This is a genomic window from Poseidonibacter lekithochrous, from assembly GCF_013283835.1.
Taxonomy (GTDB): Bacteria; Campylobacterota; Campylobacteria; order Campylobacterales; family Arcobacteraceae; genus Poseidonibacter; species Poseidonibacter lekithochrous.
Genome location: NZ_CP054052.1, coordinates 924,007 through 937,348, shown reverse-complemented (window position 1 = coordinate 937,348; position 13,342 = coordinate 924,007). Strand labels below are relative to the sequence as shown.

Annotated in this window: 15 protein-coding genes; 11 read left to right on the top strand and 4 right to left on the bottom strand. The window is 27.3% G+C overall.

The window, feature by feature from the left end; genetic code table 11:
- Positions 1-54: 54 nt before the first annotated feature.
- The 9 genes from ALEK_RS04585 to ALEK_RS04545 all read left to right on the top strand — a co-directional run bounded on the left by ALEK_RS04585 (position 55) and on the right by ALEK_RS04545 (position 9,198).
- The gene (locus tag ALEK_RS04585) at positions 55-858 is read left to right on the top strand and encodes a transporter substrate-binding domain-containing protein (protein WP_071627350.1); all 804 of its coding nucleotides are present in this window, start codon (positions 55-57) and stop codon (positions 856-858) included.
- Positions 859-900: 42 nt separating this feature from the next.
- Positions 901-1,659, top strand: a complete 759-nt coding sequence (locus ALEK_RS04580; RefSeq protein ID WP_228146300.1) for an amino acid ABC transporter permease — start codon at positions 901-903, stop codon at positions 1,657-1,659.
- Positions 1,660-1,793: 134 nt separating this feature from the next.
- A complete protein-coding gene (sufB, locus tag ALEK_RS04575) occupies positions 1,794-3,230 on the top strand; it encodes a Fe-S cluster assembly protein SufB (RefSeq protein ID WP_173424115.1) in 1,437 nt (478 codons plus the stop codon).
- A gap of 20 nt (positions 3,231-3,250) precedes the next feature.
- On the top strand, positions 3,251-4,006 hold the full coding sequence (sufC, locus tag ALEK_RS04570; protein WP_071627353.1) for a Fe-S cluster assembly ATPase SufC: 756 nt from the start codon (positions 3,251-3,253) through the stop codon (positions 4,004-4,006).
- Positions 3,993-5,027 (top strand): SufD family Fe-S cluster assembly protein, encoded by a 1,035-nt coding sequence (locus ALEK_RS04565; RefSeq protein WP_071627354.1) that lies wholly within the window; start codon positions 3,993-3,995, stop codon positions 5,025-5,027. The genes sufC and ALEK_RS04565 overlap by 14 nt, the downstream gene beginning before the upstream one ends.
- Entirely contained in the window at positions 5,020-6,204 is a 1,185-nt protein-coding gene (locus tag ALEK_RS04560) for an aminotransferase class V-fold PLP-dependent enzyme (protein ID WP_071627355.1), read from the top strand. The genes ALEK_RS04565 and ALEK_RS04560 overlap by 8 nt, the downstream gene beginning before the upstream one ends.
- An 8-nt stretch (positions 6,205-6,212) precedes the next feature.
- A complete protein-coding gene (locus ALEK_RS04555; RefSeq protein WP_071627356.1) occupies positions 6,213-6,620 on the top strand; it encodes a SufE family protein in 408 nt (135 codons plus the stop codon).
- A 12-nt stretch (positions 6,621-6,632) separates the two neighbouring features.
- A complete protein-coding gene (locus ALEK_RS04550; protein ID WP_071627357.1) occupies positions 6,633-6,974 on the top strand; it encodes a metal-sulfur cluster assembly factor in 342 nt (113 codons plus the stop codon).
- A gap of 76 nt (positions 6,975-7,050) precedes the next feature.
- On the top strand, positions 7,051-9,198 hold the full coding sequence (locus ALEK_RS04545) for a sensor domain-containing diguanylate cyclase (protein ID WP_071627358.1): 2,148 nt from the start codon (positions 7,051-7,053) through the stop codon (positions 9,196-9,198).
- A gap of 13 nt (positions 9,199-9,211) precedes the next feature.
- On the opposite strand, the gene ALEK_RS04540 is transcribed toward ALEK_RS04545, so the two are convergent.
- From ALEK_RS04540 to ALEK_RS04530, 3 genes are all read right to left on the bottom strand, one after another.
- Positions 9,212-9,661 carry a hypothetical protein gene (locus ALEK_RS04540; RefSeq protein ID WP_071627359.1) on the bottom strand — a complete coding sequence of 150 codons (450 nt, stop codon included), beginning with the start codon at positions 9,659-9,661 and terminating at the stop codon, positions 9,212-9,214.
- Positions 9,662-9,933: 272 nt separating this feature from the next.
- A complete protein-coding gene (locus ALEK_RS04535) occupies positions 9,934-11,259 on the bottom strand; it encodes a Na+/H+ antiporter family protein (protein WP_071627360.1) in 1,326 nt (441 codons plus the stop codon).
- 132 nt (positions 11,260-11,391) lie between these two features.
- On the bottom strand, positions 11,392-11,994 hold the full coding sequence (locus ALEK_RS04530) for an RraA family protein (RefSeq protein ID WP_071627361.1): 603 nt from the start codon (positions 11,992-11,994) through the stop codon (positions 11,392-11,394).
- Between the two features lie 226 nt (positions 11,995-12,220).
- Here ALEK_RS04530 and ALEK_RS04525 point away from each other — a divergent pair, with 226 nt between their 5' ends.
- Together ALEK_RS04525 and ALEK_RS04520 are read left to right on the top strand one after the other, a co-directional pair.
- The gene (locus tag ALEK_RS04525; protein WP_071627362.1) at positions 12,221-12,421 is read left to right on the top strand and encodes a hypothetical protein; all 201 of its coding nucleotides are present in this window, start codon (positions 12,221-12,223) and stop codon (positions 12,419-12,421) included.
- Between the two features lie 31 nt (positions 12,422-12,452).
- Positions 12,453-12,698, top strand: a complete 246-nt coding sequence (locus tag ALEK_RS04520; protein ID WP_071627363.1) for a hypothetical protein — start codon at positions 12,453-12,455, stop codon at positions 12,696-12,698.
- Positions 12,699-12,723: 25 nt separating this feature from the next.
- On the opposite strand, the gene ALEK_RS04515 is transcribed toward ALEK_RS04520, so the two are convergent.
- Positions 12,724-13,026 (bottom strand): hypothetical protein, encoded by a 303-nt coding sequence (locus ALEK_RS04515; RefSeq protein WP_164072450.1) that lies wholly within the window; start codon positions 13,024-13,026, stop codon positions 12,724-12,726.
- Positions 13,027-13,342 lie beyond the last annotated feature (316 nt).

The following is a 13,342-nucleotide window of genomic DNA, read 5'->3' as shown; positions in this document are numbered from 1 at the left end:
ACAAATGTTAAGTTTAGTATGGGATAATATAACAATTATTAAATAAGGAAATTTATGAAAAAACTATTATCAATCATAATGATTAGCTTTTTATCTGTGTTTTTTACTGCGTGTGATAACAAAACAGAGGTAAAAGAAGAGAAAAAGGTTTTAAAAGTTGGAATGGAATTAGCTTACCCTCCTTTTGAAATGAGTGACAAAGAAGGTATTCCTCAAGGTGTATCTGTAGACTTTGCTAAAAAACTAGGTGAAGAATTAGGAATGGAAGTTGTTATTGAAAATACAGCTTGGTCTGGATTAATTCCTTCTTTAAAAACTGGTAAAATTGATTTAATCATTTCATCAATGACTATTACAGAAGAGAGAAAAAAGTCAATTGACTTCTCAATTCCTTATGCACAATCTTCTTTAGCAATTTTAGTTAATAAAGATTCTAATGTTAATTCTATTAACGAATTAAATGTAGAAGGTAAAAAGATTGCTGTTAAAAAAGGTTCTACTGGACATGTATATGCAAGTAAGAATTTAAAAAATGCAGAGATTTTAGTATTTGATAAAGAAAATACTTGTGTATTAGAAGTAGTTCAAGGGAAAGCAGATGGTTTTCTTTACGATCAATTAACTATTTACAAAAACTATGTACAACATAAAGATACAACTATTGCTTTATTAAAACCATTTCAAATTGACTTTGAATACTGGGGAGTTGCACTAAGACAAAATGATCCATTAAAAACTAAAGTTGATGCATTTATTACAAAAGCAAAAGAAGATGGTACATTTGCAACTTTTGCAAATAAACATTTAAAAGAAGCAAAAGCTACTTTTGATGAGTTAAATATCCCATTCTTTTTCTAGGAACAAATTATTTTTAAATTTAAAAACTTATTTATAAATGAATTGAATTATAAAAAAACAAACTCCCTATCAAGGGGAGTTTATTTCTTCAATCTTCTATTTTTAGCAATAATTGTTATTACTCCTATTTATTTGATGTTTTCAAATATTTCATATAACTTTAACTGGGCTCATGTATATGAATACAAACAAAAGTTTATTAATGGTTTTATAATGACTATTATAATCTCATTTTTTGCTTTGATTCTTAGTTTTATTATTGGTCTATTTTTTGCTTATGCACAAAACTCAAAAGTAATCATATTAAGATTTTTTTCAAGATTTTATATTGAAATTATTAGAGGAACTCCTCTTTTAGTACAGATACTTATTTTCTTTTATGTATTTGCAAATAACTTAGGTTTTGAAAATAGATATATAGTAGGAACATTTATACTTGCTATTTTTTCAGGAGCTTATGTATCTGAGATTATTAGAGCTGCAATTCAATCAATTGAGAAAGAACAATTTGAAACAAGTTTAAGTCTTGGAATGTCAAATTTTCAGATGTATAGATATATTATCTTTCCTCAGGCTTTTAAAAGAATGTTGCCTGCATTAACAGGTCAATTTGCTTCTATTATCAAAGATTCTTCACTATTATCTATTATTGCTATTAGTGAATTTACTATGAATGCACAAGAAGTTGATGCTATTACTTATTCAACTTTAGAGAGTTATATTCCCCTAGCTATTGGGTATTTAGCACTTACTTACCCTATTTCTTATTATACAAAAAGACTAGAAAACAATATTAAATAAATTTAATTTATTCTAGTTCTTTTTAAACAAGACAAATTTTATCCTATTTAAGTTTTTTTTAATTATTTTACTGTTATATTGAATTTAGGACAAATATTGTCCTATTTAAAATTCAACATAATTTGGAGTCTGTTATGAGCAAAAACAAACAGCTACATGACGTTATAAATAGTGATTATAAATTAGGATTTGAGACTTTAGTACAAAGTGATACTTTTGCTAAGGGATTAAATGAAAATGTTATAAAAGCAATATCAGCAAAAAAAGAAGAACCTTCATGGTTACTTGACTTTAGACTAAAAGCATTTAAGCGTTGGCAAAAAATGAGTGAGCCATCTTGGGCAAATTTAAAATATCCAAAAATCGATTACCAAGATATCGCATATTATTCAGCACCTAAAAAAGCTTTAGATTCACTAGATGAAGTAGACCCTGAGATTTTAAAAACATATGAGAAGTTAGGGATTCCACTTGAAGAGCAAAAGCAACTTGCAGGTGTTGCAGTTGATGCTGTATTTGATTCAGTATCAGTTAAAACAACATATCAAGATGAGTTAGAAAAATTAGGAATTATCTTCTGTTCTATTTCAGAAGCCGCAAACAATCATCCAGAAATTCTAAAAAAATATTTGGCTTCAGTAGTTCCAGTGGGAGATAATTATTTTGCCTGTTTAAACTCGGCAGTATTTACAGATGGAAGTTTTGTATATATTCCACCAAATACTCACTGTCCAATGGAGTTATCAACTTACTTTAGAATCAATGCCTTAGATACAGGTCAATTTGAAAGAACTATTATCATAGCTGATGAAGGTTCTTACGTTTCATATAATGAAGGCTGTTCCGCTCCAAGTAGAGATGAAAGACCACTTCATGCCGCAGTCGTAGAATTAGTTGCCCTAAAAGATGCACAAATAAAATATTCAACTATTCAAAACTGGTATCCAGGTGATGAAACTGGAAAAGGTGGTATTTTAAACTTCGTTACAAAAAGAGGTTTATGCCAAGGTGATAATTCAAAAATATCATGGACACAAGTTGAGACAGGTTCATCTTTAACATGGAAATATCCTTCATGTGTTTTAAAAGGTGATAATTCTGTTGGTGAATTTTATTCTGTTGCCATATCTTCAAAAGCTCAACAAGCTGATACTGGAACAAAAATGATTCACTTAGGAAAAAATACAAAATCAACTATAATATCTAAAGGTATTTCAGCAATGCATGGAGTTAATGCATACAGAGGATTAGTAAGAGTTGGGAAAAATGCACATAATGCAAGAAACATCTCTGAATGTGATTCATTACTAATAGGGAATACATGTAATGCCCATACCTATCCTTATCATGAAATAAAAAATATGAGTGCTCAAATAGAACATGAAGCTACAACTTCTAAAATTTCAGATGAGCAATTATTCTATGTACAACAAAGAGGTATTAGCGCAGAGAATGCCGTATCTATGATTGTAAATGGTTTTTGTAAAGAGGTTTTAAAAGAACTTCCTATGGAATTTGCAGCAGAAGCAAAAGAATTATTAAATATATCATTAGAAGGAAGTGTTGGTTAAACCAATACGTGGAAAATACTATGTTAGAAATAAAAAATTTAAAAGTAAATATTAACGATAAAGAAATTTTAAAAGGCCTAGATTTAAATATCAAAGATGGTGAAGTTCATGCGCTTATGGGAATAAATGGTGCAGGAAAATCCACTTTAGTTAAAACTCTTAGTGCCCATTATGACTGTGTTGTAACAGAAGGTTCTGTAACATATAAAAAGAAAGACTTATTAGAACTAGATGTTGCCCAAAGAGCTAATGAAGGTATCTTTATGAGTTTCCAAAATCCTGTTGAAGTTCCTGGAGTAAATAATAGTTACTTCCTAAAAACAGCTTTAAATGAAAAAAGAACTTATAATGGTGAAGAAGAAATCGATGCTATGCAGTTTTTAAAACATATTAAAGAAGAGACTTCAAAATATGATATTGATAGAAAACTACTACAAAGAGATTTAAATGATGGATTCAGTGGTGGTGAGAAAAAAAGAAATGAATTAGTTCAGCTTTTATTACTAAATCCAGATTTAATCATGTTAGATGAAATTGATTCAGGATTAGATGTTGATGCAATTAAAACTGTTGCAAATGTAATTAATGCAATGTTAGATGGTAAAAAATCAGTATTAATGATTACTCATTATGATAGATTATTAGAATTAATTAAACCAGATTATGTACATATTTTAAATGATGGAAAAATTGTAAAAACTGGAGATTATAATCTTGCTTTAGAACTTGATAAAAAAGGTTATGAAGGAATAGGAATTAAAGATGAGAATAATTGATATTGAAGGTTTAAACCTTCCTTCAAAATATGATGAAGAGTTCAAAAAAGTAGATTTTAAAAATCTTTTTACAAGTGAATTTAAAAACATTGAAACATATGAATTTGATATTATGGGATTAAAAAGTATTAAGGATGAAACAGTTTATGAAAATTCATTATTTGATATAACTAGAAATTTTGATGATAAACAAATAGTTTTAACTATTAACTCTAATATTCCAGAACCTTTATGTTTAATTCACAAAATTAAAGAAGATGATACTTTTTATGTAAATTCACTAAAAGTCGAAGTGAAAGAAGGTGCTACAGCCTCACTAATAGAAGTATTTACTAATAGTTCAGAAAATAGTGCTTATAGTGTAAATAGAAGTTTTAATATAGAAAAGAATGCTAATTTTGAATATGCAAAAATTCAACATATTAGTGAAAACAATTCACTTTTATATAATGCTAATTTTACACAAGATGATGATTCAAAAGTGAAATTTACTAGTTTTGAATTAGGAATTGGATTTGTTGTAAACAACTATATAAACATTATTGATAATAAAAATATTGAATATAATCTAAATGGTTTAGTAAAATCACAAAATGCTGCTAATACAGCAAATTTGATTAAAACTGTTCACAATAATGAAAGTTCAACTAGTGATATTAATTTTAAACATTCACTAAAAGATGAAGCAAAAGCAGTATTTAAAGCTAAATCAATTGTAAATCCAAATGCTTTGTTTTCAAAAGCATTTCAAAACTCTAATACAATTTTATTAAGTGATGATGCAAGTATTTACGCACAACCTCATTTAGAGATTTTAATTGATGAATTAGAAGCTAGCCATGGAGCTACAACGGGAACATTAGATAAAGAACAATTGTTATATCTTCAATCAAGAGGAATACCAAAACAAAAGGCTTATGATATGCTTTTAAAAGCTTTTGAAAGCCAAATATATGATAATATAAATGATATATTAATAAAAGAATTTATCAAAGATTATTCAAGGAGCAAATATGTTTAAAAAGGATTTCCCTTATTTTAAGAATTCTGAAATTGCATATTTAGATAATGGAGCTACAACTCAAAAACCACAATGTGTGATTGATGCACAAGTTGAATATTATGAAAAATATTGTGCAAATACACATAGAAGTAATTTTGGAGATGCTAATAAAGCAACAACAAATTATGAAGGTGCAAGAAAAATATTAAAAGAGTTTATTAATGCTTCAGGAAATGAAGAAATTATATTCACTAAAGGTGTAAGTGAGTCAATAAATTTTATAGCATCTTCTTTTGTAAGTAAATATGAAACTGTAATTATTTCTTCTTTAGAGCATCACTCTAATATCGTTCCTTGGCATATGCAAGGCAGAACAATTGGAAAAGGATTAGAGGTTGTAAAGTGTGATGAAAATCTTTCTTTTGATTTTGATCACTTTGAAAAACTCCTAAGTCAAAATAAAAATGCTTTTGTTTCAGTTACTCATATTTCTAATGCCTTTGGAAAAATACATGATATAAAAGAAATAACAAGATTAGCACATAAATATGGCGCTGTTGTTATGATAGACGGAGCTCAAAGTTTAGCCCATATGAAAGTAGATGTTCAAGATTTAGATGTTGATTTCTTTGCAATATCAGCACATAAAACTTTTGGACCAACAGGAGTTGGTGCAATATATGTAAAAAAAGAACATTTAGCTGATTTATTACCATACCAAACAGGTGGAGCTACAATTCATGAAGTTGATTATCACGGTTCAACTCTATTAGATTCACCATATATGTTTGAAGCTGGAACTCAAAATATTGCAGGAGTAATTGGTTTTGCTCAAGCCTTAGAGTATATAAAACATGTTGGATATGAAAATATTGAGACAATAGAAAAAGATGTTTATACATATTTAGATAAAAGATTAAGAGAAATACCAGATATTGAACTTTATAATGACATAGAAGATTCAGTAGGTAGCAGAAGTTTTAATATAAAAGGTTTAATCCATGATGATGTTGGAATCTTAGTTGACAAAATGAAAATAGCTCTTAGAGTTGGACATCATTGTGCCCAACCTATTATGAAACAACTAGGAATAAAAGGTACGATTAGAGTATCTCTTGCTTTTTATAATAACTACACTGATATTGATAAATTAATTCTTGCATTAAAAAAAGCAATAAGTATGTTAAAAGATTAGGATAAAAAATGAGCATAGAAACTAAAGTAGAACAAATAAAAGAAGATTTAGACTTTTTCGAAGATGAATTATCAAAATATGAATATATTATTGATCTAGGTAAAAAGTTAAAACCCTTAGATGAAACACATCAAATTCCAGCAAATTTAGTACATGGATGTACTTCTCAAGTTTGGCTAATTGTAGAAAATAAAGATGGTAATTTATATTTCAATGGAACATCTGATGCAATTATTGTAAAAGGTCTAGTTTTTATGATTTTAGAAATATTCTCAGGTGCAACAATTGAAGAGTTAAAAGAAGTTGATATGGATATAGTTCATGAACTTAAATTAGCAGAAGTGATTACTCCAAATAGACAAAGTGGAGTAATTGGAATGATTAAAAAAATAAAAGAGTATGCATTAAAAGCATAAATAGGATGAATTATGGAGCAAGAAAAAATTGAAGAAATAAAAGAAAAAGTAATTGAAAATCTAAAAAATGTGTTTGATCCAGAAATACCAGTAAACATTTATGATTTAGGATTAATATACGAAATTGGTTTAGAAGAGAAAAAGAATTACTTATATTGTAATATTATTATGACACTAACAAGTCCAGCTTGTCCAGTTGCAGAAGCCTTGGTTGAACAAGCAAAATATGTAACTTTAGCAGTAGATGAAATAGATGAATGTTATGTAAGTTTAACTTTTACACCACCATGGTCAAAAGATAAAATGAGTGATGATGCACTAGAACTAATGGCAGCATCGGGGGCTGTAATATAATACAGAAAATGTTACAATGTAACTAATATAATAAAAAATTATAACACTACACTAATTTTAATAAACGGTTGAGAAAATGAAAGACAATAATTTAAATGAAATTCAAGTAGATGAAGTTCCAATATCATTAGAACAATTCACAAAATTATCAGATATTCAACAAAATATTTTATCTATGGTTTACTCTCATAATAAAACAGATGTAATCTTAGATAAAATCTGCTCCCTTGCAGAAACATTACTCCCTAACTCTGTATCATCTATAATGTTAAAAGATCCAACTACACAACTAATAAGTGTTCGATCAGCACCATCAGTACCAAAAGCTGGGCATACAGCATTAGCAAATTTAAAACCAGGACCACATGGTGGTTCATGTGGAAATGCAGTTTTTAGAAATGAAGCTCAATATGTATTAAATACTTTTGAAGATCCTAGATGGGATGAGCTTAGACAAGTTGCAATAGATTTTAATATTTGTTCTTGTTGGTCTATGCCAATTCGAGATATAAAAGGTAATGCAATTGGTTCTTTTGCTTTATCTTCTTTTGAACACAGAGCTCCAACAAATTTTCATAAAACACTTTTAGATACTGCTGCGACAATTGTAAGCATTGTATTAAAAAACCAAATTAATGAAAGAAAAGTTGAATTATTCTCAGATATTGTAAGAAATGCTGCAGAAGGTATTATTATTACAGATAAGAATAATAGAATTATAGAAATCAATAAAACATTTGAAGATATTTACGGATATTCTGAATCTGAATTAATGGGCTATAGTCCAAAAATGTTATCATCAGAACAGCATAACAAAAACTTTTTTACTCAAATGTGGACACAACTAGAAACACAATCACATTGGAGTGGAGAGATAACGAATAAGAAAAAAGATGGTTCTATAATAACTCAATGGATGAGTATTAGAGTTATATATGATGAAAATAAAAATATTCAAAATTACATATCTATATTTACGGATTTAACCCAATTAATTAATGCGCAAAAAAAACTTGAGTATATGTTATATCATGATTCATTAACAAAATTATTTAATAAAACATATCTAGAAAAAATTACTTTAAATAATGATTATAATTCTATTATCTTATTAAATGTAGATAATTTCTCTTATTTAAATACTGTTTATGGATTTGAAAATGGAGATGAACTTTTAATTAATATTGCTAATACATTAAGAATAATTGGAGATACTAATAATATCTTCAAATTTAATAGTGATGAATTTGCATTACTTTATAATGAAAAAATTGATCTTGATAAAAAGATTCAAGAACTTCAATCATATTTTAATAGTAATTCAATTGAGATTGCAAATACACAAGTGAATATATCATTCTCTTATGGTGCAACTTACGATAAAAGTAATATTCTTAAAAATAGTGCTTCAGCGCTAAAAATTGCAAAAGAAAATGGTAAAAATAGATACTATATTTTTGATTCACAAAAAGATACTTTGGATCAATCAAATAGAGAATCCTTTATCTTAGCAACTAACTTAATAAAAAATGCTATTGAAGAGGATAATATAGTTCCCTTCTTCCAAGGAATTTATGATAATAAAAAAGAGAAAATCACTAAATATGAATCTTTAGTTCGAATAATAAACAAAGATGAAATAATTAGTCCTTTTTACTTTTTAGATGCTGCTAGATTATCTGGATTTTTACCCCAAATAACAAAAATAATGATAGACAAGACTCTAAAAGTTATGACAGAGTGTAAAGAAGAGTTTTCAATAAATATTACAGAAGATGACTTAAGCCAAAACTACTTGTACTCATACTTTATAGAAAAAATAAATAAATATAAAATAGAAGCAAAAAGAATAACTCTAGAAATTCTTGAGGGAGTAAGTTCAAGCGGTAAAAAAAACCATATCAAACAATTAGATAAACTCAAATCTTTAGGTTTAAAAATTGCTATTGATGATTTTGGAACAGAATACTCTAACTTTGAGAGAATACTAGATTTAGATGTTGATATTATTAAAATTGATGCTAAATATATAAAAGATATTGATACAAATAAAAGAAGTTATGAAATCACTAAAGCACTAGTATATTTTGCTAAGAATGTAAATATTTTATGTACTGCTGAATTTGTACATAATGAAAAGGTTCAAAAGATAGTAAATGAACTGGGTATAGATTTTTCTCAAGGTTACTATTTTAGTGAACCTAAAAGAGAATTAATAAACTAGAATAAGAGCTTTCTTATTCTAGTTCTAGTTTTACATAATTAATATATTTTGCTTTTAATTCAAGTAAACCAGTAACATTATAAACTTTACTGTTATCCCTATTTTGAAGTTTTAAGTAGTATTTATTTTCATTTACTTCTATTAATTTTTCAGCTTCTACTTGAGTATGAGCATGAACTAACCACTCTTCATCATACATAACTTCATACATATAACCTTTACAAGAAACATGAGGTTCATTCATTATTGAACATTGAGACAAAAAGACTTTTGTTTTATTGTCTGCACTTTTTTCATATTTAATTACAGATATTTTTCCATAATCTTTTGATGTTTTTTTAACCTCAATAGGATTAATAGTTTCCATTTTTTTTGAGTTTGTAAGTATTTGATTATTAGTTGAAGAAGAACAAGAAGTAAATACAAATATTGTAATTACACATATAAATATTGTTTTTAACATTATAAACCTTTTTAATTTGTGACCTGTTTTGTGACATTCTAACAAGTTTTTATAATGTTTTTTATTATTAGTTAAGTAGTATGATTATTTGAGTATTGTATTTTCTATAAATAATTTCTATTATTCTAAAGTATCTAAGAGTAAATACCATTATTTCGAGTATTTATAATATTTTTATCTAGTTTTTTTATTTAATAATATTTAGATATTTGAGAGTTTTTATCTCTATGGCTAAGTTTTACTAGCCATAGAAAAAGCAGTTTTTATATTTTCTAGAAAATATAAACCGCTGCAAACCAACCAAAAATGATTAGTGGAATATTGTAGTGAATAAATGTAGGAACAACAGAATCCCAAATGTGATCATGTTGACCATCTACATTAAGACCAGATGTTGGTCCAAGTGTTGAATCAGAAGCAGGACTTCCCGCATCTCCAAGAGCAGCCGCAGTACCAATTAAAGTAATTGTTGCCATTACAGAGAAATCTAACTGTAAACATAATGGTGCATAAATTGTAGCAATAATTGGAATAGTTGAGAAAGAAGAACCAATTCCCATAGTAATAAACAAACCAACAATTAACATAAGTAATGCTGCTAAAGATTTATTATTACCAATAATATCAGCAACTGAAGAAACTAATGTTTCAACTCCACCAGTACTATTAATAACACTTGCAAATCCATTTGCCGCAATCATAATAAAACCAATCATTCCCATCATTTTAAGACCTCTAGTAAAGAAATCTTGAGTTTCATTAGCTCTGATTACTCCTGCAATAATAAAGATGATAAATCCAGCTAATGAACCTAAAATGATTGAGTTAGTATATAACTGTAAACCAAGTGCTGTAATAATAGAAACTAATGCGATTACAATATAAAAACCATTAATCTCTTTTTTTTCTGATTCTACTTCAAGGATTTTACTTACATCATAAACTCTTTTTTTTCTATATGTAAATAAAATAGCTACTAATAAACCTAAAAACATTCCTAAAACAGGAATTGCCATTGCAACTGGAAGTTGTCCTGACATTGCATTAACACCATTGTCAACTAAGTTTTTCAATAAGATTTCATTTAAGAAAATCCCACCAAAACCAATAGGTAAGAACATATATGTTGCTACTAAACCAAAAGTAATAACACAAGCCACTACTCTTCTATCTAATTGTAATTGAGCCATTGAGTGTAATAATGGTGGAATTAAAATAGGAATAAATGCAATATGCACAGGAACTAAGTTTTGAGAAGAAATCGCTGCAAATAATACTAATGTTAACATTACATATTTAATATAAATAAATTGCATCTCAGAAGCACCTGAATTAACTTTTTTTATAATCACATTTGATAATAAATCAGTAATTCCAGACTTTGAAATCGCAACTGCAAATGTTCCTAACATTGCATAAGACAATGCTATTGTTGCACCATTTCCAAGACCTTTATTAAAAGCCCCTATTGTTTCATTTAAACCAAGTCCACCAGTAAGACCACCAACTATTGCTCCAATTATTAAAGCAATAACAATGTTTACTCTCACTAATGAAAGTAAAACCATTACAGTAACTGCAATTACTACAGAATTCATCTGTTTTCCTTTTGTAACAAAATAGACACTTAAATACTATTTTATTGTAATAATTGTGCAATTCTACTAGCTAAGTATTAAAAACTAGATAAAACTAATAATGGTTTACTAAAGTCAATACTACAAATTTAATTAATTATAAAAAGAATCAATCTTCTCTTTATGATTAGTAGCCCATTGTTCAAAACTCATGGCTTTATCTTTTTCTACATTTGCTTTTGTTTGAGTATAAATTTCTTCTGCTTTATCTTTTGGAATAACGGCAATTCCTTCTTCATCTGCAACAATAATATCACCAGGATTTACAGCAATACCACCTGCAGTAATAGGAACATTTACAGGTACTGCATTTTTTTTGCCTCCAGGCATTGGTAAAACACCTCTTCCAAACATTGGCATTTTTAACTCTTTTATTTCACCTATGTCTCTTACCGTTCCATCTATTACAAAACCTGCAATTCCTCTTTTTTGGGCAATTTCTGTAACATTTCCACCTATTACTGAATAATCAACTGTGTTTGATTGTGCAACAATAATAGAGCCTACAGGTGCTTCATAAATTGCTCTATGAAGAGCTAAATTCTCACCAGCAACCATTTCAACAGTAAATGCAGGACCTGAAACTCTAGGAATTTCTGGCCATAATTCTTTCATTCCAGCATCCATAAAACTCTCTCTTTTTAATGGCCCTGCATAATCACAAGGTGAAAAATCTGCAAATTTTTTGTAATCCATTTCTACTCCTAAATATTAATGAATAATTATACTATTCATTAATAAAGTAAAACTTGAATTTACAATAAGTTTTATTTTAATAAAAAGCAATATATTCACTCGTCATATAGTCAATTATAGAAAGGAGCACTCTAGTACTATTTGCTACTCCTAGATAATCAAATATTAAAGTCAAATATGTAAAAATAGCATTATGAAAAAAAATAACTTGTATAAGATGCTTAAAATGCACAAAAGAAAGTTTTTAATAACTTTATTAAGTCTGCTTGGACTATTTCTGACTGTCACTGTTGTAGAAAATAGTAAAAGTATAATTCATGCAATTTATTATGGAAATTCAAAACCTGTTAATGGTTCAAAACACACACCACAAAGACTTCAATGGGTTGATAGTTTTAAAGGTGTAAATAATATGAAGAACAAGTAAGCTTTTAATAAAAGTATGTCAAAATTATAATATGAAAAAAGAAGAAAAGAAAAAATCATTATCAGATACTATATTTAAAGTACTAGTAATTGCTGTAATTCTTGTTTTTGCACTTATAGTTCTTGAGCAACCATCAGGTAGTTATTCAATGTCTGAAAATAAGTTACGTACTCAAAAATCAACTAACACAAGCAGTAGTAAAAGTAGTAAGAAAGCAGATAGTGCGCCGTCTGAACTTAATTGGTTTGACTCATTTAAAGGTGTATCAAACGAATAATAAATATCTTCTCTCTTAAATACACTTACTTTAATTTATCAAGAATAGCAAAAACTTCATATATTACTTCACTTTCAATTACAATAGATATAAAAAATATAATTTCAAATTTAAATAAAAACATTCTATTTATTTTTTCGTTTAAAAATCTAAAATCTTTTTTTATCATATCATAGGCATGCATTGATAAACTATGTTTTACATTATGTTTAAACCACTCAATATAAGCTTCTCTTCTATTTATAATTTTTTTAGATGTAATTTCATGTAAAAAACAAACATGAAGTACTGATATAAAAAAAGTTCCAATAGGAAATATGTCTTCCATTAAAAAATAGAATAATATGATTATAAATGGATATGTGACAATAAAACAACTGAGTTGTTTATGTTTATGATAAATGTAGTTAACAAAAAAATATTTCGACCCTAAGTCATTTTCCATTCTTTTATTAAAAATTAGTAAGTTTATAAAGATTATAAAAAAAGTAACGATATGCAAATGAACTAAAGAAACCATAGTAATTCCTCCTCTAACTCAATAACGAACATTCCTTTTTTAATCTATCCTAGTTTTATTTAATAATAAATAAAAATTATTTAATAGATTTTTTTTTAATTTTTATATAAATTTCAAAAGTATG